The 20656-nt window shown below is 61.3% G+C and carries 16 protein-coding genes and 1 pseudogene; all 17 read left to right on the top strand.

What is annotated here, in order from left to right; all coding sequences use genetic code 11:
* Positions 1 to 111 precede the first annotated feature (111 nt).
* The 17 genes and pseudogenes from MJ643_RS04990 to MJ643_RS04910 all read left to right on the top strand — a co-directional run bounded on the left by MJ643_RS04990 (position 112) and on the right by MJ643_RS04910 (position 20614).
* Positions 112 to 1722, top strand: a complete 1611-nt coding sequence (locus tag MJ643_RS04990) for a DUF1302 domain-containing protein (protein ID WP_247726685.1) — start codon at positions 112 to 114, stop codon at positions 1720 to 1722.
* A gap of 25 nt (positions 1723 to 1747) precedes the next feature.
* Entirely contained in the window at positions 1748 to 3142 is a 1395-nt protein-coding gene (locus MJ643_RS04985; protein WP_172441237.1) for a DUF1329 domain-containing protein, read from the top strand.
* A gap of 8 nt (positions 3143 to 3150) precedes the next feature.
* Complete coding sequence (locus MJ643_RS04980; protein WP_247726684.1) at positions 3151 to 4248, top strand: YCF48-related protein; 1098 nt, start codon at positions 3151 to 3153, stop codon at positions 4246 to 4248.
* A 26-nt stretch (positions 4249 to 4274) separates the two neighbouring features.
* On the top strand, positions 4275 to 6746 hold the full coding sequence (locus MJ643_RS04975; RefSeq protein ID WP_247726683.1) for an MMPL family transporter: 2472 nt from the start codon (positions 4275 to 4277) through the stop codon (positions 6744 to 6746).
* Positions 6747 to 6759: 13 nt separating this feature from the next.
* On the top strand, positions 6760 to 7758 hold the full coding sequence (locus MJ643_RS04970) for a universal stress protein (protein ID WP_247726682.1): 999 nt from the start codon (positions 6760 to 6762) through the stop codon (positions 7756 to 7758).
* Positions 7759 to 7792: 34 nt separating this feature from the next.
* Positions 7793 to 8584 carry a fumarylacetoacetate hydrolase family protein gene (locus MJ643_RS04965; protein WP_247726681.1) on the top strand — a complete coding sequence of 264 codons (792 nt, stop codon included), beginning with the start codon at positions 7793 to 7795 and terminating at the stop codon, positions 8582 to 8584.
* Between the two features lie 12 nt (positions 8585 to 8596).
* Positions 8597 to 9529, top strand: coding sequence for an acetaldehyde dehydrogenase (acetylating) (locus MJ643_RS04960; protein WP_247726680.1), 933 nt, complete (start codon positions 8597 to 8599; stop codon positions 9527 to 9529).
* Positions 9526 to 10533, top strand: a complete 1008-nt coding sequence (mhpE, locus tag MJ643_RS04955) for a 4-hydroxy-2-oxovalerate aldolase (protein WP_247726679.1) — start codon at positions 9526 to 9528, stop codon at positions 10531 to 10533. The genes MJ643_RS04960 and mhpE overlap by 4 nt, the downstream gene beginning before the upstream one ends.
* An 87-nt stretch (positions 10534 to 10620) precedes the next feature.
* Positions 10621 to 11232, top strand: a complete 612-nt coding sequence (locus tag MJ643_RS04950) for a cysteine hydrolase (RefSeq protein ID WP_247726678.1) — start codon at positions 10621 to 10623, stop codon at positions 11230 to 11232.
* A 36-nt stretch (positions 11233 to 11268) separates the two neighbouring features.
* Positions 11269 to 12516: a thiolase family protein gene (locus MJ643_RS04945; RefSeq protein WP_247726677.1), complete on the top strand. Its 1248-nt coding sequence runs from the start codon at positions 11269 to 11271 to the stop codon at positions 12514 to 12516.
* A 31-nt stretch (positions 12517 to 12547) separates the two neighbouring features.
* Positions 12548 to 14125, top strand: a complete 1578-nt coding sequence (locus MJ643_RS04940; RefSeq protein WP_247726676.1) for an AMP-binding protein — start codon at positions 12548 to 12550, stop codon at positions 14123 to 14125.
* A 58-nt stretch (positions 14126 to 14183) separates the two neighbouring features.
* Positions 14184 to 14507 (top strand): NIPSNAP family protein, encoded by a 324-nt coding sequence (locus tag MJ643_RS04935; protein ID WP_172441397.1) that lies wholly within the window; start codon positions 14184 to 14186, stop codon positions 14505 to 14507.
* Between the two features lie 125 nt (positions 14508 to 14632).
* Positions 14633 to 16258 (top strand): bifunctional 3-(3-hydroxy-phenyl)propionate/3-hydroxycinnamic acid hydroxylase, encoded by a 1626-nt coding sequence (locus tag MJ643_RS04930; RefSeq protein ID WP_247726675.1) that lies wholly within the window; start codon positions 14633 to 14635, stop codon positions 16256 to 16258.
* 71 nt (positions 16259 to 16329) lie between these two features.
* Entirely contained in the window at positions 16330 to 17643 is a 1314-nt protein-coding gene (hmgA, locus tag MJ643_RS04925) for a homogentisate 1,2-dioxygenase (protein ID WP_247726674.1), read from the top strand.
* A gap of 14 nt (positions 17644 to 17657) precedes the next feature.
* The gene (locus tag MJ643_RS04920) at positions 17658 to 18464 is read left to right on the top strand and encodes a helix-turn-helix transcriptional regulator (RefSeq protein ID WP_247726673.1); all 807 of its coding nucleotides are present in this window, start codon (positions 17658 to 17660) and stop codon (positions 18462 to 18464) included.
* Between the two features lie 237 nt (positions 18465 to 18701).
* Positions 18702 to 19094 carry a 2Fe-2S iron-sulfur cluster-binding protein gene (locus MJ643_RS04915; RefSeq protein WP_247726672.1) on the top strand — a complete coding sequence of 131 codons (393 nt, stop codon included), beginning with the start codon at positions 18702 to 18704 and terminating at the stop codon, positions 19092 to 19094.
* 108 nt (positions 19095 to 19202) lie between these two features.
* A pseudogene (locus tag MJ643_RS04910) lies at positions 19203 to 20614 on the top strand (acyl-CoA dehydrogenase C-terminal domain-containing protein).
* Positions 20615 to 20656: the final 42 nt, after the last annotated feature.

The raw sequence follows: 20656 nt of genomic DNA, 5'->3' as shown, positions 1-20656 counted from the left end.
GGCGGAGTTTCAGCAGCGTGGGTCCAGGCCTGCGGTGGGTAAGATCACGTTCTAAATAAGCAATAAGAATAACTACGTAAGCAATAAGAATAAGAGAGAGGAGAAGATAAGATGAGAAAAACCCCGCACCTCCGAGTTCCTGCGTCAGCATTATTGGTCATCGGATCATTTACGGCTGTACAGGCATTTGCATTTGATTTTGATACTGGTAATACCGATCTAAAAATTCGGTGGGATAACAACCTCAAGTACAGCTCGATGTGGCGTCTGAAGGATGCATCGAGCGAACTGGTTGCCGAGCTCAACCAAGATGACGGCGACCGCAATTTCTCCCGCGGCCTGGTCTCGAACCGCGTCGACCTGCTGTCCGAGATGGACGTGGTCTACAAGGACTTCGGCTTCCGCGTAAGCGGCGCCGCCTGGTACGACGACATCTATAACCGCAGCAACGACAACGACAGCCCGCTGACCAACAATTCCGTGAGCGTTGACCATCGTCATTTCACTGACGATACGGAGAAGTTGCATGGCCGTAAGGCGGAGCTGCTCGACGCCTTCGTCTTCGGCCGCTTCGACGCTGGCGGTATGCCGCTCACCCTGCGCGCGGGTAAGCACACCCTGGTATATGGCGAGACACTTTTCTTTGGCTCCAATGGCATTGCAGCCGCGCAAGGCCCGGTGGATGCGGTAAAGGCGCTGTCGGTGCCAAATACCCAGTTCAAGGAATTGCTGATGCCGGTGTCCCAGATTTCAGGCCTGTTGCAACTCAATTCGCAATTCAGTATTGGCGCTTATTATCAATTCGAGTGGGAGAAAACCCGACTCCCGGGGGTTGGCAGCTATTTCAGTACTGTGGATGTCGCCGGTGAAGGTGCGGAATCCCTATTCGTCGCGCCGGGCGTTCGATTTGCGCACCAGGGGGATATAAAGGCTAAGGATCAAGGTCAGGGGGGCGTGCAGTTGCGTTGGCGCCCTCAAGATGGTGACACTGAATACGGGTTCTATGCAGTTCGCTATCACGACAAGACACCCCAGATTTATGCGTTGCCCACAATAGGAACCTACCGTTTTGTCTATCCGGAAAATATTAAATCGTACGGTGCTAGTTTCAGTACCGTTCTGGGTGACGTGAACGTAGCGGGTGAAGCTTCTTATCGCGACAATATGCCGTTGGTATCGACAGCCCAGTCTGACTTATTCGGTACCGCCGACAACGATAACAAAGCGCTGTATGCCGTTGGGCACACCGCACATGCCAACCTTTCTGCAATTTATGCGTTGGGCGGAACGTCATTGTTCGACAGCGCCAACATCATGGGTGAAGTTGGTTGGAACCGGTTGTTGTCCGTGACCAAGAACAGGGCCGCCCTCGATCCTGGTGTTACCAGAAATGCCTGGGGCTTTCGCGCAATCTTTGAGCCGTCGTATTACCAGGTTCTTCCGGGTTGGGATGTTTCTGTCCCCATCGGTCTTGGCTACAACCCGCAAGGCCGTTCTGCAGTTGTCGGCGGATTCAATGGCGGGGTCGACGACGGCGGTGATCTGAGCATCGGGGTCAAGGGCGAGTATTTGAAGAATCTGCGGATATCGCTCAATTACACGAACTTCTTCGGTGCGCAGAAGACCGCTTTGAGGTCGACTAACATCGGATATGTTCAAAACTTTGGCCAAGCACTTGCGGATCGGGACTTCGTATCTTTTTCCGCGCAGTACAGCTTCTAAGAAAGATAACAATTGGAGGCGGGAAATGAGTAAATCTACACATAAAGCACTGATCATATCTATGGCGCTTGGCGCGGTCTTTTTTTCCGGCGCATCTGTCGCGGCGGTTACTGAGACAGAAGCGGCAAATCTCGGGAAGGAGCTAACTCCTTTTGGCGCTGAGCGCGCTGGCAATAAGGATGGGTCCATCCCGGAATGGAAGGGGTGTCCCAACCTTAACGCGCCGATGGATCAGCTTAAGGCTGGTGATCGTCGTTGGGATCCGTATGCGGACGAAAAGCCGCTCTATACGGTGACGGCGGAAAACATGTCGCAATATGCGGACAAGCTTTCTGACGGTGTTCGCGCATTATTACAGAAGTATCCGGATACGATGAAGTTGCCGGTATATGCAACGCATCGCAACCATTGTGCGCCGGAATGGGTTTACCAAGCCACTGCAAAGAATGCCGTCGAAGCAAATCTGGTTGTCGATGGCGATAAGGAAGGTGTGCAAGGTGCTGTCAATGGCGTGCCGTTCCCTATTCCGAAGAATGGCGCCGAAGTACGCTGGAACCATGCATCCAGTTGGCGGGGGGAGTCGTATGAATCGAAATTGCGCCTGTATTCCATGACCTCTGCTGGTGATCGTGTGCTTGGCGGACAAGCCATGCAGTACGACCAATTTGAAGCCTATCGCAAGGGCATTTCGGCGCAGGAATATGCCGACAAGGGCTATCTCGGAAAGATGACCATGCAGTCCGCGGAGGCGCCATCATTCCGTGCTGGTGAGGGCGTAGTGGTACGCGACACGACCAACTATACGAAATATGACCGGCAGTCATGGCAGTACCTGGTCGGGCAGCGCCGTGTGAGGCGTGCGCCCAATCTTGGATGGGATACACCGGACTTTCTAAATTCCGGCGCCAATTTCTTTGATGAGGTTTTTGGAAGTTTCCTCCTCGGCCAGGAACGACATGAGTTTAAACTCGTAGGCAAGAAAGAAGTTCTGATTCCTTACAATAACAATAAGTTGTTCAGTCTTAAGGAAGATGAAATCTTCCTCAAAAATCATCACAACCCGGATGCCATACGCTGGGAATTGCATCGAGTTTGGGTTTTGGAAGCGACCCTCAAACCTGGAAAGCGTCATGCTGTAAGCAAACGCGTGTTCTACGTGGACGAGGATACCTGGTCCACCTCGTTGATGGATGGCTGGGATCCATCAGGCAAGTTGTGGCGTGTCAGCCTGTTTCTGAATTACTACTTGCCTGACATGCCTGGAATGATGAGTTCGTTTACCGACATTTTGTATGTCTTGGACGGCGTTTGGTCTTCGCGCCACATACTTTACGAACCTGGCTATCAGCTCAAGGCCGTTCCCATGAAACCGGATTCGGTATTTACGCCGGATGCTTTGACTGGGCGCGGCATACGCTAGGAGTCCCCATGAGTATCTGGTCTAGCGTCGGGAAAGCGATCGCAATTCCATCCTTTGTCCTGCTGGCATCATCGGCCATGTTTGCTGTGGATGTCGCAGGCTCGCAACAATCTCCGGCGCGCGCCAGCAACCCTCTGGACATGCCATCGCGCATGTCCAGGCTTGCGGCCCATGGTGCGTTGTTGGATATCGCGCAAACCAACGGACGGTTGATCGCTGTTGGCGAACGCGGACACGTGCTGCTCTCTGACGATGACGGCGCCAATTGGACGCAGGCAGCGATGCCGGTCTCGGTTACGCTCACCGCGGTTCATTTCGCCGACCGCCAGACCGGCTGGGCGGTCGGCCACGGCGGCGTAGTGCTGCGCACGGAGGACGGTGGCAGCCATTGGACCCGGCAGACCGACGGCCGCGCGCTCGCCGCCGCCCTGGTGGACGCGCTCCACGCGGCGCAGGCGGCGGGCAAGGCTGCACTCGCCGACAAGCTACAGCGCTTCATCGACGAGGGGCCGGACAAGCCGTTGCTCGACGTACTGTTCCTCGACACGCGGCGAGGCTTCGCGGTCGGCGCCTACGGCCTGATGCTCGCCACCGACGACGGCGGCGAACATTGGCGGGTGGCCTGCGAGCTGCTCGATGATGAGGAAGATCGCCACATCTACGTCATCCGCAAGCTGGGCGACACGCTCCTGCTGGCGGGCGAGCAGGGTTTGCTGTACCGCTCGACTGACGGTGGCAACAGCTTTGCGCGGCTAGAAAGCCCGGCCGAAGGGAGCTGGTTCGGCCTGGTTGGCAAGAGCGACGAATTGCTACTGCTCGGCCTGCGCGGCGCGCTGCACCGCTCGACCGACGGCGGCGGGCACTGGCATCGCCTGCCGGTCGATACCAAGTACTCCTTCGTCGCCGGCCTCGCGCTCGGCGTCGGCAAGGGCTATCTGCTCGCCGACGACGGAGGCGGCATCTGGCATCTCGCTGGCGGCACTATCGCGCCGCGCCGGCTCGATAGCTCGGTCCGCTTTCCGCTGGCCAGCCTCGCGCGTGCGTCGGATGGCGCTGTGGTCGCTAGCGGTCTGTTGGGAGCGCTGCGCATTGCCCCCGGACTCTGAACGCATCACCACAAGCAGGTAGAAATATGGCCTTCCCCACTCAGGAATTCGAATCGATTGCCAGCTTGGAGCATTTCGACCCCCGCTCCGGCAACGTGGTCGAGCGTCTGCTGTTCAACCATCGCGGGGTGATCGTGCTGCTGTGCGCACTCGTCACTGCCGCGCTGGCGTTCTCTGCGCTGCGCGTGCAGCTCAACGCCAGCTTTCTCAAGACAATCCCCAACCAGCACCCCTATGTCCTCAACTTCCTCAAGTACGAGAACGAGGTCAAGGGGCTGGGCAACGCGGTGCGCATCGTGGTCGAGGCCGCGCCGGGCGGCGATATCTTCACACCGGACTATGTCGGCATCCTCAAGGAAGTTAATGACGAGGTCTATCTGCTGCCCGGTGTCGACCGCCCCTTCATGAAATCGCTGTGGATGCCCGCGGTGCGCTGGACTGGCGTCACCGACGAGGGCTATGAAGGTGGTCCGGTGATGCCGGACGGCTACGATGGCTCGGCTGCCAGCCTAGCCGCCTTCCGCGACAACGTGCTGCGCTCGGGCGAGGTCGGGCAACTGGTGGCGCCGGATTTCCGTTCGTCCATCATCTACGTCCCGCTGGTGGAACAGGCCGGCCAGCGGCTGGACTACGGCGCGCTGTCCGACCAGTTGGAAGACATCCGCACGCGCTACGAGGCGCGCGGTGTCCACATCCACATCACCGGCTTCGCCAAGGTGATGGGCGACCTCATCGCCGGCCTCTACGCCATCCTCGCCTTCTTCGCCTTCGCGCTGGCGGTGACCGCGCTGGTTCTGTACGCCTTCACCCGATGCCTGCGCAGCACGCTGCTGGTGATCGCGACGACGATGATCGGCATCGTCTGGCTGATCGGCTTCCTGCCGCTGCTAGGCTTCGAACTGAACCCGTATTCAATCCTCGTGCCCTTCCTGATCTTCGCCATCGGCGTCAGCCACGGTGCGCAGAAGATGAACGGCATCATGCAGGACATTGGCCGCGGCACGCACCGGCTGATCGCCGCACGCTACACCTTCCGCCGCCTGTTCGTGGCCGGTGCCACGGCGCTGCTGGCCGACGTCGTCGGTTTCGCCGTGCTGACGATGATCGACATCCCGGTGATTCGCGAACTGGCGCTGATCGCCAGCCTGGGCGTCGGCATTCTGATCTTCACCAACCTTGCCTTGCTGCCCATCCTGCTGTCCTACACTGGGGTGTCGCCGCAGGCGGCCGAACGCAGTCTACGCGAAGAGCGTCTTAGCGCCGCGGCGGCCGGCAGGCACGGCCTGTGGCGTTTCCTCGACCTCTTCACCCGGCGCGGTCCAGCGGCGTGGGCGATCGGCGTGGCGCTGGCCTTGGGCGTGGGTGGCTTCCTTGTGAGCAAGCAGGTGAAAATCGGCGACCTCGACGCCGGTGCGCCGGAGCTGCGGGCGGACTCGCGCTACAACATCGACAACGACTTCCTGGTGCGCAACTACCAGGCCGGCAGCGACGTATTCGTGGTGTTCGGCCGCACCAAACAGGGCCGCTGCGCCGACTACGAAAATCTTCTGCAAGTCGATGCATTGGAATGGTCGTTGCGCCAGTCAAGCGTCGTGGAAGGAACCAACTCTTTCGCCGGACTTGCGCGACGCGCCTCAGCCGGGATGAATGAGGGCAACCTGAAGTGGTATGACCTGGTGGCCAACCAGCATCTCATCAATGGCGGCGCAACCCGTGCGCCGCGTGAGCTGTTCAATGCAACCTGCGATCTGCTGTCAATCTATGTGTATCTGAAAGATCACAAGGCGGATTCGATCAATGAAGTAGTGCGCATTGTTGATGAATTCGTCGCGGAAAATAAATCAGACGGGATCCAGTTCGAGCTTGCGGCCGGGAATGCGGGGATTGAGGCCGCCACAAATCAAGTGGTTCGGTCGGCGAACAATCAGATGCTGCTTGGCGTGTACTTTGCGGTGACGCTTTTGTGTGTGATTGCGTTCCGCTCGTGGCGGGCGGTGCTGTGTGCGATGTTGCCATTGGTGCTGACATCCATTCTGGTTGAAGCGCTGATGGTGAAGCTGGGCATCGGCATCAAGGTGTCGACGCTGCCGGTGATCGCGCTCGGCGTCGGCATCGGCGTCGATTACGCGCTCTACGTGCTCAGCGTCACCCAGACCTGGCTGCGCAACGGCGCGACGCTGTCGGAAGCCTACTATCGTGCGCTGGTGTTCACCGGGCGGGTGGTGATCTTCACCGGCTGCACGCTGGCGATCGGCGTCGGCGCCTGGGCCTTCTCGCCGATCAAGTTCCAAGCAGACATGGGCATCCTGCTTACCTTCATGTTCCTGTGGAACATGCTCGGCGCGTTGATCCTGATTCCAGCGCTTGCGACCTTCTTGTTGCCGGCTCGGCGTGAGGGGGGGGCGGGCGCGGTGCCGGCCGGCGCCGTGGCGCTGCCGCCTGCATCGGTGGCAGAAATACCTCGGCCATCGTTGATCGCTGCCGCGATCCGGTCTTGAGGAGGGGGGGCGCATGTACAAGCATCTCCTGATTCCCATTGACGAGAGCGCGCTGTCGATGCGTGTGATCGAGCGCGGCGTGGAACTGGCGCGGGCTTTCGGCGCACGTGCGAGCTTCCTCTACCTGCAGCCGGACGCCCAGGACATCATCGATGGCGACGCCGGCCTGCTGCACGCGATGGCGCCAGCGTTGTTTGCGCGCAAGTACCTGTGGGCTGATGGTTACGTCGAGGCCAAGGCGCGTGCGTGGGCGCAGATGAACGGCGTCGAGGCCGATTTCATAGGCGGCGTCAGCAGGGGCAAGGTGCACGAGGAGATCATGGCGACCGCCGCGGCGCGCGCGGCCGACCTCGTCGTCATCGGTTCGCACGGGCGCACTACGATACTGCAGAAGTTGCTCGACTCCGTCACCGTGAAGCTGATCCTGAATTCGCCGCTGCCGGTCTTCGTCGCCGAGACCGGCGTTGCGCCGTCGACAGTCAAGGATCGGCTGATTGCCCGCTTCCGCGAGGAACATGCGGCCTGGGTGGCACTGACAGAGCGCCTGGTCGACGCGCTCACCGTCGATGAGCCGCACATCGATACCGCCTTGGTGGACGATGCCCTCGACTTCCTCGCCCGCTTCAGCAGAGAGGCGCACGGTCCCAAGGAAGCCCGGTTGTTGGCCGCGCTGGAAGCCGTCGGCGGGGCTGCGGCCGGGCTCGCAACCATTGAGGCGCAGCTCGAAGAAGAGCTGCAGTGCTTTGCCGAGCTGCAGGCAGCCTGGTGCCGGCGTGGAGAAGCCGGCATCGCCCCGGCGAGGGCCGCGGTGATGGCTTGGAGGGACTTCATCGTCGCCCACGTCCGCGACGAAAACAGGCTGTTGCTGTTGCGCGCCGACGACATGCTGTCCGAGGCCGGCTGGGCTCGGCTCAATCAGAAGATCGATGGCCCCGGCCGGCAGGCCCAGCGCGACGCGTACAACGACGAATTCTGCCGGCTGTTCGCGCGCTTCAAGGCAGGCAAAAGCTGAAATGGTCGTATTCCCCTATCACGAGAGGACTTCAATGAACGAAACCGAAATTCTCAGCGCGGCCGATGCCTTGTACGGCGCCTGGTGTGGACGCGGCATGATCGAACCGCTCAGTGATCGCTATCCCGACATCACTATCGATGATGCCTACCGCATCCAGCAGGCCTTCATCGGCCGTCGGATGGCCAAGGGGGCGCGCATCGTCGGCGCCAAGATCGGACTCACCTCGTTGGCCGTACAGAAGCAGTTGGGCGTCGATACGCCCGATTACGGTGTGCTGTTCGACGATATGGGCTTTGGCGAAGGCCTGCCTATCCCGCTGGCCGGCCTGCACCAGCCGAAGATTGAGGCCGAAGTTGCCTTCGTGCTTGGCCGCGATCTCGACCTGCCGAACCCGACCCTCGTCGATGTGATCGTCGCTATCGACTACGCATTGCCGGCGATGGAGATCGTCGGTTCACGTATCGCCAACTGGAACATCAAGCTGGTCGACACGGTCGCCGACAACGCTTCGTCTTCGGCCTTCGTCATCGGCGGTTCGCCGAAGAAGCTCGGCGAGCTCGACCTGCGCGGCTGCAAGATGACGATGAGCCGCGACGACGAACAGAACGTTTCTACAGGCACCGGCGCAGCCTGCCTCGGCCATCCGCTCAACGCAGTGGTGTGGCTGGCGCGCACCATGGCTCGCGTCGGCGCACCACTGAAGGCAGGCCACCTGGTGCTGTCCGGCGCGCTTGGCCCGATGGTCGCGGTGGAAGCCGGCAAGAGCTACACCGCCTATATCGACGGCCTCGGCAGCGTGGTCGCCTCCTTCGACTCCAATTGACGGGACTTCGTCATGACTACCAAGATTAAGGCCGCGATCATCGGCTCCGGCAATATTGGCACCGACTTGATGATCAAGATCCTGCGCAATGCGCAGCACCTGGAAATGGCCGCCATGGTCGGTATCGACCCGGCCTCCGACGGTCTGGCTCGCGCATCACGAATGGGCGTCGCCACCACCCACGAAGGCGTTGAGGGCCTGACCCGCCTGCCGATCTTCAACGAGATCGACTTCGTCTTCGATGCAACATCTGCCAGCGCTCACGTGAAGAACGACGCGTTCCTGCGGGGCCACAAGCCCGGTCTTCGTGTGATCGACCTGACCCCGGCCGCAATAGGCCCCTATTGCGTGCCGGTGGTCAACCTGGAGCAGCACCTGCAAGCATTGAACGTGAACATGGTGACCTGCGGTGGGCAGGCGACCATTCCGATAGTGGCGGCGGTGTCTAGCGTGGCGAAGGTTCACTACGCGGAAATCATCGCCTCCATCGCCAGCATGTCCGCCGGCCCCGGCACCCGCGCCAATATCGACGAGTTCACCGAGACCACCAGCAAGGCAATCGAAGTCATCGGCGGCGCGGCCAAGGGCAAGGCGATCATCATCATGAACCCGGCCGAGCCGCCGCTGATCATGCGCGACACCGTCTATGTGCTGTCCGAAGCGGTGGATCAGGCCAAGGTCGAGGCGAGCATCGAGGAAATGGCCGCCGCCGTGCAGGCCTACGTCCCCGGCTACCGCCTGAAGCAGAAGGTGCAGTTCGACGAGGTCACCGACCTCAACATCCCCGGCCACGGCCGCTTCAGCGGCCTGAAGACCTCGGTGTTCCTCGAAGTCGAAGGCGCTGCCCACTACCTGCCGGCCTATGCCGGCAACCTCGACATCATGACCTCCGCCGCGCTGACCACCGCCGAGCGCATGGCGCAAGCAATGGGGGCCTCGGCATGAGCCAGAAACTCTATATCTCCGACGTGACCCTGCGCGACGGCATGCATGCCATCCGCCACCAGTATTCGCTGGAAGACGTGAGTGCGATTGCCACCGCACTCGACCTCGCAAAAGTGGACTCCATCGAAGTCGCGCACGGCGATGGCCTGCAAGGTTCGTCCTTCAACTACGGCTTCGGCGCGCACACCGACCTGGAATGGATCGAAGCGGCGGCTGACGTGGTCAAGCACGCCAAGATCGCCACGCTGTTGCTACCCGGCATCGGCACCATCCATGACCTGAAGAGCGCCTACACCGCCGGCGCCCGCGTCGTCCGTGTCGCCACGCATTGCACCGAAGCGGATGTGTCCAAGCAGCACATCGAATACGCCCGCGAGTTGGGCATGGACACCGTCGGCTTCCTGATGATGAGCCATATGCAGACGCCGGAAGGCCTCGCGCAGCAGGCCAAGCTGATGGAGAGCTATGGCGCCACCTGTATCTACGTGGTCGATTCCGGTGGGGCCATGAACATGGACGACATTCGCGCGCGCTTCCGCGCGGTGAAGGCCGTGCTCAAGCCCGAGACCGAAACCGGCATCCACGCCCACCACAACCTCAGCCTCGGCGTGGCTAACTCCATCGCTGCGGTGGAGGAGGGCTGCAACCGCATCGACGCCAGCCTGGCCGGCATGGGCGCCGGTGCAGGCAACGCGCCCCTGGAAGTCTTCATCGCCGCCGCCGACAAGCTCGGCTGGCACCACGGCACCGACCTCTACGCTCTGATGGACGCGGCCGACGACCTGGTGCGCCCGCTGCAGGACCGCCCTGTGCGCGTGGATCGCGAAACCCTGGCCCTGGGCTATGCGGGCGTCTATTCGAGCTTCCTGCGCCATTCGGAAGTGGCCGCGCAGAAGTACGGCATCAAGGCGGTGGACATCCTCGTCGAGCTGGGCAAGCGGCGGATGGTCGGTGGCCAGGAAGACATGATCGTCGACGTCGCCCTGGACCTGCTCAAGAAGTAAGCACATGAGGAAATTGCAGAGTGATTTTTTGCACAACTCACCCAGGTCAACATTGAGTTCCGGGTATCCAAGAAAAGGAAATGTCCCATGGTTGACTTAGATCTGTGCCGCACCGCGGTCATCAATATCCATTGGCAGCACGACATCGTCTCTGGCACCGGTGCATTTGGCGAGACGTTTGCCACGATGGCCAAGGAGCGCGGTAGCGCGGCCAAGGCGAAGGCGCTGAGCGAGGCGGCTCGTGTGGCCGGCGTATTCGTCGTCTCGGTACGGACCGCATTCCAAGCGAACCACTCTGATCTGCTCGGCACCGCGCCACTTTTCGGGATGGTCCTTGAACTCGGTGCTCTCATCGAAGGCACCAACGGCGTCGAGTACATCCCCGAGATGGCACCTGCCCCGTCCGACTTCATCGTCTCCTCGGCCAGTGCCACTGGATTCCACAGCACAGACCTGAACCGCGTGCTGCGCAGCCGCGGCATCGACACGGTGCTCCTCACCGGTGTTGCCACAAACTTCGCCGTTGAGGGCACTGGCCGTGAGGCGTTCGCCCTCGGCTACAAGACGGTCATCGTTTCGGATGCGACGGCTGCCAAAACGGCCGAAGCGCACGAGGCGACGCTCGAGAATTTCCGGCTCCTCGGCTGGGTTGTTACCAGCGACGAGTTGATCGCAGCGTTCAAGTCCGCAACGACCTGAGCAGGTCGAATCCATCATTACCCTAGGAGCCTCGACATGAGCTACCCACCCCTTCATATCGCCGGTGTCGGCATCACCCCTTTCGGCAAGCAGCCCGACAGGAGCGTCAAGGACCTGGTGCGCGAAGCCGTGACCGCTGCACTGCAGGACGCGGGCTGCGAAGCGCGCGACGTGCAGGCAGTCTACTTCGCCACGGCCGGACAGGGGGCCATCGAAGGCCAGCACATGGTGGCCGGCGAAATCGCGCTCAAGGCCATGGGCATCACAGGCATTCCCGTGACCAACGTGGAAAACGCCTGCGCGAGCTCCAGCACCGCGCTCAATGCAGCCCAGTGGTACGTGGCTGCGGGCGGCGGCGACATCTGCCTGGTGGTGGGCGTAGATAAGCTGTTCTCGCCCGACAAGGAAAAGAGCTTTGCCGTGTTCGATGGTGCCTGGGACGTGCACACCGCGCACGCACAGGCCGAGGTGCTGCGCGCGCTCGCGCCGCGCGTGCAGCCTCCGGCTGATTATGTGGAGCCCGGTCGGCGCAGCGTGTTTATGGACATCTATGCCAGCTTGGCGCGCCTGCACATGCAGAGTTTCGGCACCACGCAGAGGCAGATCGCCGCCGTGGCCGCGAAGAATCACACCCACTCTATGTGCAACCCGATGGCTCAGTTCCAGTACCCGCTCACCATCGACGAAGTTATGGCCGCGCGTGCCGTGTCGTGGCCACTCACGCTGCCGATGTGCGCACCCATTGGCGACGGTGCCGCTGCCGCCATTGTCTGCAATGAAGCAGGCCTGCGTCGCCTGAAGAGTCTGCGGCGCGAACGTGCGGTCCGCCTCCATGCCAGCGTGTTGCGCACGGCCACCGAGCGCGCGCCCGAGGACTACGCGCACCACCTCTGCCACTTGGCTGCGCTCGAAGCTTACGAAAAGGCAGGCGTGGGGCCGCAGGACATGTCGCTAGCCGAAGTGCACGACGCCACTGCCTTCGCCGAGATCCAGCAGACCGAGGCGCTGGGGTTCTGTGCCTTCGGCGAGGGCGGGCCGATGGCCGAGTCCGGTGCCACCACGCTGGGCGGGCGCATCCCCATCAATGTCAATGGCGGCTTGCTCTCGCGGGGGCACCCGATCGGTGCAACCGGCCTGGCGCAAGTGCACGAGATGGTCACGCAACTACGCGGCGAGGCCGGCGCGCGGCAGGTCGAGGGCGCGCGCTTCGCCATCGCCGAAAACGGCGGCGGCTTCAACGGCGTCGAAGAAGCGGTGACCTGCATCACCATCCTCGGCCGCTGAGCCTGACCCCATCCGCCAAGGAGAACACCTCATGCATCTGAACCGACTGTTCCAGCGCAGCGTGCGCATGCACGGTCAGCGCCCCGCGCTTGTGCGCGGACGGGGCGAACCGATCACGTACGCTCAGCTCGATCTGCGTGTGCGAGCGCTGGCGCGCTGGCTGCGGCACGACCTCGGCCTGGCGCGTGGCGACCGGGTAGTGCTTGCGATGAAAAACTACACCGAATACGCCGAGGCCTTGCTGGCCTTGTGGACGGCAGGGCTTTGCGCCGTGCCAGTCAACAACAAGCTGCATCCGCAGGAGGTCGCGTACATACTCGAGAACTCGGACAGCCGCCTGTGCCTGTCGAGTGGCGATCTACTGGAGCAACTGCGGCCTGTGGCGGCGAAGCTGCCGGGGCTGGCGATGGTGGACGTGCGCGGTGATGCGTGGCAGCAGGCGCTGACCGGCGAGCCGCTGCCATGCGCTGAAGAGACCGGCAGCGACTACGAGCTGGCCTGGCTCTTCTACACCAGTGGCACGACCGGGCGGCCGAAGGGTGTGATGCTGACGCACGCGAATCTGGTCGCGATGTCGCTCAACTTCTTTGCCGACGTGCTGGCGATCGATGAGCATGACGTGCTGGTGCATGTGGCGCCGATGTCGCACGGTGGCGGCCTCTACGGCATCGCCTACATGCTGCGTGGTAGCTTGCAGGTGGTGCCGGAAAGCGGAGGCTTTGATGAAGCCGAGCTGTTTGACCTGCTGGCGCATTACCAGAAGGTCAGCCTCTTCGCCGCACCCACTATCGTGCTACGCATGGTTGAACACGCGAAGCGTACGCGGGCCCTGGCTGATGCTCCGGTGTGTCCGGGTCTGCGCTGCCTGATAACCGGCGGCGCGCCGTTCTACGTGGAAGACATCAAGGCGGCCGTGCAGTGTTTCGGTCCTCGCATCGCACAGGTGTACGGCCAGGGCGAAACACCGATGACGATCAGTGCGCTGAGCGCTGTACGAATCGCGCAGGCGGTCGAAGAGGGCGACGGAGAGTTGCTCGCATCGGTGGGCTACCCTCAAACCACTGTTGAGATCGAGATCCTTGACAACATGGGCCGCCCGGTGACTCCCGGCACGCTTGGTGAGGTGACGGTGCGTAGCCCGACGGTGATGCGCGGCTACTGGAGTAACCCGGAGGCCACCGCGCAGACCATGCCCGACGGCGTGCTGCATACCGGCGACGTGGGTTTCCTCGATACGCGCGGCCTGTTGCACCTGCGCGACCGCTCCAAGGACGTGATCATCAGCGGCGGCACCAACATCTACCCGCGCGAGGTCGAGGAGGTACTGCTGCGCCATCCCGAGGTTGAAGAGGTGTCCGTGATAGGGACACCCGATCCGGAATGGGGGGAGGCTGTCACCGCCGTGGTGGTGGTTCGCAATGGCAGTTCAGTCGATCAAACGGAGCTCGACACTCTGTGCCTCGAAAGCATTGCTCGCTTCAAACGTCCCAAGCACTACGTGTTCATGGAGGCGTTGCCAAAAAATGCGACCGGCAAGGTATTGAAAAACCAGCTTCGCCAGGCAATCGCTGACCAAGTAGCCCCCAAATTTGATGCATGGCAACTATGACAACAACAGTTTCGGTGCGATCAACCGGCGCATCGAGCAAGTTTTGACAGGGGGCACGATGCTCGTCGAACAACGCACCTACACATTGCAACCGGGTAAGACCCACGAGTACTTGGCCTTGTACGAGGCCGAAGCCCTTCCGATCCAGAGGCGCATCCTCGGCCGTTTGGTCGGCTACTACCGCAGCGAGATCGGTGCGCTCAATCAGGTGGTACACCTGTGGGCTTTCACCGATCTCCTCGAGCGCGAGCAACGCCGCGCGGTAATGCAAGCTGACCCAGGCTTCAAGGCGTATGTGCAGAAGATGTTACCGCTGCTGATCAGTCAGGAGTCACGCATCCTGGCACCTGCCCCGTTCTTCACTCCGACCTGGCAGGAGTGAGCCTTGGACAGGGCACGGAATATCCCGGCGTTCCGGGACAGACGGGTCAGGGGGGCTTGCGTAAATTTCAGGGTGGAACAACAGCGTGCGCGCTGAATGTTGAATGAACTGAAAAGGGATACCGAGTGAGCGACCATAAACCTTCGTTGACATGTGATGTCTTGATTTCCGGATACGGTCCGAGTGGTGCCACATTGGCCAATCTCTTGGGCCTGCGGGGATTCAATGTCGTCGTTGTCGAGCGCGATAAGGAAATCTACGACAAACCCCGAGCGATTACTGCCGACCATGAGGTCATGCGGATATTCCAGGAATGCGGTCTTGCCGACGAAATCATGCAGTCGAGCATTCCCCATCCCGGCTCGGACTACATCGGTCTCGACAACCAGATCATCAAACGCCTCTATCCCGCACCCCCTCCGCTTTCGCTGACCTGGGATCCGACCTGGCTATTCGTGCAGCCGGAGCTGGAGGCCACTCTTCGGCGCGGCGTTGATCGTTTCCAATGCGTCAGCACCTTCCTGGGTCATGAACTCGTCAGCTTCACGCAGGATGATACGGGGGTGCGCGCAAGTGTCCGTCGTATGGACAGCGACGATTTCTTCGAGGTAACGGCTCGCTACCTGGTCGCCTGCGACGGTGGGCGCAGTACGGTGCGAAAATTGCTCAAGAGCACGGTTGAAAACCTCGATTTCGACGAGTGGTGGATCGTGGCCGACGCGAGACTGCGTGGTGAACTGGATCTGCCAAAGCGAGCCACCCACTACTGTCACCCATGGCGGCCGGGCTCATTCGTCATCGGCCCCGGCGACCTTCGCCGCTGGGAGGTCAAGATCCTTCCCGGCGAAAACCCTGCCTCGTTTGAGTCGGATGAGGCCTTTCTCCAAGTTCTGTCGAACTTTGTCGACATCTCGAAAATCGAGCTGTGGCGCAAGGCGATTTATTGCTTTCACGCCCTGGTCGTCGACGAATGGCGGTGTGGCTGCGTCTTCCTCATGGGCGACGCAGCACACCAGACTCCTCCATTTTTGGGGCAGGGATTGTGCGCAGGCATTCGCGATGCGGCAAACCTCGCGTGGAAGCTTGATGCCGTCGAGCGCAAGGGCTTTCCCAGCACACTGCTGGACACCTACGGTGAGGAACGAAAACCGCATGTTCGCCAAGTCGTCGCTAGTGCCAAGGAGATAGGCCTGATCATCGGTGAACTCGACATGGAAGCAGCGCGCAAGCGCGACGCACTGCTTGGCGAGCAGATCGCATCCGGAAAGGCGGAGACTATCCGTCAGAAGTTCGTCCCGGGGCTTGAGACCGGTCTGCTTGGCAAGGACCCTCAAGGCCGGCTTGCGAACAGTGCCGGCGAGGTGTTCGTCCAGCCCTGGGTGAAATCGGGTGGGAATGTGTTTGCCCGGATGGACGATCTGGTCGAGCCGGGGTTTGCCGTGTTTACCACTTCGCGCGAGTTGCTCCTTGATTTGAGCGAGGAGGCGCGAAGGATCATGCGGCGTTTTGACATTCATCTCGTCCAATTCGAAAAGGCAGCGCACGCGCCGGCGCGTGACCAGTGGAACGTGCTCCACCTGGAAGAGCAGAACGATCTCGCATTCAACTGGTTCAGGGACCGTCATGTACAAGCGGTCCTGGTCAGGCCCGATCACTATGTTTTCGGCGCAGCAGCAGATGCGGCTGCGCTCGACGGGCTCCTGCGCCAGTTGGCAGCACATGCCCCAGCGACAGAGCCAGAACTCCAATAGGCTAAAGCATCACGCCGGCTTGGCTTTCCCGTCTATCTACATTTCCATTTTCAGGGCAAGAGGATCAAATCGTGAACGCCATCACCTCAACCAGCAATGATCTGCAATACCAGGTTGGCTTCGGGAACCAGTTTTCGACAGAGGCCGTCGCGGGTGCGTTGCCGATCGGCAGAAACTCTCCGCAGAAGCACCCGCTCGGGCTTTATACGGAACTGCTATCAGGAGCCGCGTTCACCGCGCCGCGAGCTACCAACCAGCGGACATGGCTTTATCGAATTCGCCCGTCAGCGATGATGAAGCCCTTGGTGCGCCTCGACAATCGGCAGTGGAGGAGCGGCCCGTTCAACGAAGTGGATGTACCGGCGAGCCGGCTGCGCTGGAGTCCGCTGCCGATACCTACGGAACCAACCGATTTTGTCGACGGCATCTTCACGATTGCGGGCAATGGCTGCCCGCAATCGCAGTCCGGCGTTGCAATTCATGTGTACACCGTGACTAAGTCGATGTCAGATCGTTATCTCGTCAATGCTGACGGTGACATGTTCTTTGTTCCGCAGCACGGCCGGCTCGTCATCCATACCGAGATGGGCAAGCTGACTGTCGAACCGCTTGAGATCGCCGTGGTCCCGCGCGGAGTCAGTTTCCGCGTTGATCTGGATGGTGATGTAGCGCGGGGTTACCTATGCGAAAACTACGGAGCTGCCTTTGCGCTGCCGGAACTGGGGCCGATTGGCTCCAACGGCCTTGCCAACGCCCGTGACTTCATGACACCGGTGGCAAGTTACGAGGATCGTTCGGGCCCGGTAACCCTCGTCACCAAGTTCATGGGGAATCTCTGGACCTCGCAACAGGAGCACTCTCCGCTCAATGTCGTGGCTTGGCACGGCAACTATGTCCCTTATAAGTATGATCTGCGCCGCTTCATGGCTATCGGAACCGTGACTTACGATCATCCGGACCCTTCGATCAACACGGTACTTACCTCGAAATCCGAAGTGCCCGGCACAGCAAACCTCGACTTCGCCATCTTCCCGCCGCGGTGGCTGGTTGCCGAGAACACTTTCCGGCCGCCTTGGTTCCATCGAAACGTGATGAGCGAATTGGCCGGTCTGGTCGAGGGCGTTTACGACGCAAAGGCGGAGGGTTTCGTCCCCGGTGGCATCAGCCTCCACAACAGTTTCATGCCGCACGGCCCCGACAAGGCGTCTTACGATACGGCGGTGGCAGCGGATTTGCAGCCGCACCGGTTGGACAACACCATGGCAGTCCTGTTTGAAAGTCGCTATGTGTTCCGGCCCACCGCACAGGCGCTAGAGCATGCTTCGCTGCAAAAAGACTATGACGCTGTTTGGGATGGCTTCGAGGCGAATTTCGGCAGCAAATAGACTTGAGGTGCTAAATGCTCGACGCACTCTCCATCCATCCGGCCAAGCAGCATGTGCCGATATCGGGTCTGGGCTTGCTTGTGGGCGCCATTGGCGATGCGGCGTTCTGGCCCAGGCTTATCGATTACTTGAACTCGGAAGTCGGGGGCGAGCACTGCGCGGCTTGGCAACTGACGAACGAGAGAATGCATTGTGTCGGGGCTGCCAGCTGGAACGGCTCGAATCAGGCGCAGCGTCGGCTGGCCCTATACGCCGAACCAGCTTTCTGGCGCCGCGACCCCGGAGTGGCCCTGGCGCGCAGGTGTGGGGCTGACGGAGAGTCCATCATCATCCGCATGACCCCGCGTTTGGTATCCGACACCTTGATTAGGGAAACTTTGTACGGCAAAGACCATATCGTTGAACGGATCATGGCTTGTCGGCTACAGCCCGGTTCGATATTCGGATTGAACGTTCTGCGCTCCGAGGAACATGGTCCTTTTTCCGGTACACAGATGGAGACTTTTAGTGCAACTGCCGGGACGCTGTTGTCCATCCTGCAGAAACACGAGCAACTGGTGAAAGGGCGACCCAATGACAACCCCGTGTCAGAAGCAAGGCTTCCGGAGGTGGAGCAGGCGCTGCAGGTTGGACCTCCCCCCTTGTCCAGGCGGGAGGCGCAGGTTTGCGCGCGGATGATTTGCGGGTTCTCGTTGCAGGCGATTGCCAACGAACTTGGAGTCAGCCATGAAACGATCGAGACATATCGCAAGCGCGCATACCTGCGTCTGGAAATTTCTAGCAAGCAGGAGCTACTGCTCAGATATCTGGGTTACGGCTAAGGCCTGACGGGGCCATCCGAGCAGCCCCGTTCGCCTGCGAGCCTGCGGTTTCAGAGATCGATGACGCGCCTGAGCAGTTCGAAGGGTACGCGCCTCTGGGCTTATTCTCGGAGTCGTTGTCGGCCGTCTTCTGATGGATGTGCATCTGCAGGCGGCGATCCTCGAAGTTGACGCGGTCGCCGATGCGGAAGCACTCGCGGGTGGAGCGTACTGCTGCGTGCCAAGCACAAGAGGCACTTGTTCTGGGCCTTCCTCAATCGCTTCACCCGGCGTCCGTTGTTGGCCATGAAGCATGAGTTGGTGTTCGAGGACACGGACGAAGGCTTCCAATGCGACGAAAAGGAAAGCGTGCTGGCCGATATGGCTCGGCTCGGCCGCAAGGGGATTCCTGTGGGCTGCCGTGGCGGAGGATGCGGCGTGTGCAAAGTGCAGATCATCAGTGGCAGCTATATGTCCTGCACCATGAGCCGCCAGCATATAAGCGTCGAAGACGAGTCTTTGGGAATAGTGCTGGCATGCCGCATCTATCCGCGTAGCCGGATTACCCTCAGGGTAGTGGGGAAGATGAGGAAATCGGTTTATGCGGGAAGTACCGCTCCGGCCAGCATCGACATTGAGTCGCGGCCTTGATTGGCATCCCTGAGTTTTTCATTGCACCATGGACCTAGTTGTTCTCCACAGCGTTGTCGCGCCAACAAATAGCATCAATTGGCTACAAGTTCCGTCCTGAGGTTTTCGATGCCCGACTACAAGGCTTCGCTGCGCGACATGCGCTTCCTGCACACCGACGTGTTCGACGCCCCGGTCCTGGCCGAGCGCGTCGACGCCGACACCGCCGAGGCCATCCTCGAAGAGGCGGCAAAGCTCACCGGCGCCTGCTCGCCCCGCTCAACCGCAGCGGCGACGAACAGGGCGCGCAATGGCAGGACTGCGCGGTCAGCACCCCGGCCGGCTTCCGCGAGGCCTACGCCACCTATGCCGAGGGCGCCTGGGTGGGCCTGGCCGGCAACCCCGAGTACGGCGGCATGGGCATGCTGAAGATGCTCTCGGTGCAGTTCGAGGAAATGGTCTACGCAGCCAACGCCAGCTTCGCCCTCTACTTAACCCTGTCCGCCGGCGCCTGCCTGGCGTTGGACGCCCACGCCAGCGAGGAACTGAAGCAGAAGTACCTGCCGGCCATGTACGAAGGCCGCTGGGCCGGCTCCATGTGCCTGACCGAGCCCCATGCCGGCACCGACCTCAGGCTGATCCGCACGAAAGCCGAGCCGCAGGCGGACGGCAGCTACGCCATCAGCGGCACCAAGATCTTCATCACCGGCGGCGAACAGGACCTGACCGAAAACATCATCCACCTGGTGCTGGCCAAGCTGCCCGACGCGCCGGCCGGCTCGCGCGGCATCTCGCTGTTCCTGGTGCCCAAGGTGCTGGTGGGCGACGACGGCGCCCTCTGCGCGCGCAACGCCGTGAGCTGCGGCTCCATCGAGCACAAGATGGGCATCAAGGCCTCGGCCACCTGCGTGATGAACTTCGACGGCGCCATCGGCTGGCTGGTAGGCGAGCCGAACAAGGGCCTGGTGGCACTGCTCACACCGGTGGCCAAGGCCTTCTTCACCGACACCGGGCTGGAAAGCTGCGTGCACGGCCAACAGGTGTTCGGCGGCCACGGCTACATCCGCGAATGGGGCCAGGAACAGCTGGTGCGTGACGTGCGCATCGCGCAGATCTACGAAGGCACCAACGGCATCCAGGCCCTGGACCTGGTCGGGCGCAAGGTGCTGGCCAACGGCGGCGAGCTGCTGGCGCTGTTCGCCGGGGAAATCCGCGCCGGACGACGAATTCAGCGCCCCGCTGTTGGACGCCCTGGGCCAGCTGGAAGCTCTGACCCGGCAACTGCAGGACCGCGCAAGGCAAGACCCACGCGAATCGGGCGCAGCGGCGGTCGACTACCTGCACCTGTTCGGCTACACCGCCTACGCCTACATGTGGGCCCGCATGGCCCGCGCCGCCGCCGGCCAGGCCAGCGACTTCCACCAGGCCAAGCTGGCGCGCGCTCCTGCTTCGCCCGGCTGCTGCCGCGCACCCAGTCCCTGGCCAGCGCCGTGCGCGCCGGCAGCGAAAGCCTCTACGCGCTGGAGGCCGAGCAGTTCTGATTCCCTGTTGAGTGTGTTGCGCGGCCAGCCCTTCGGGGCGCG

The sequence above is a fragment of the Pseudomonas sp. PNPG3 genome (assembly GCF_023093815.1).
Classification (GTDB): Bacteria; Pseudomonadota; Gammaproteobacteria; order Pseudomonadales; family Pseudomonadaceae; genus Aquipseudomonas; species Aquipseudomonas asiatica.
The sequence above is the reverse complement of the archived record's forward strand: the minus strand, read 5'-3'. Positions and strand labels throughout refer to the sequence as shown.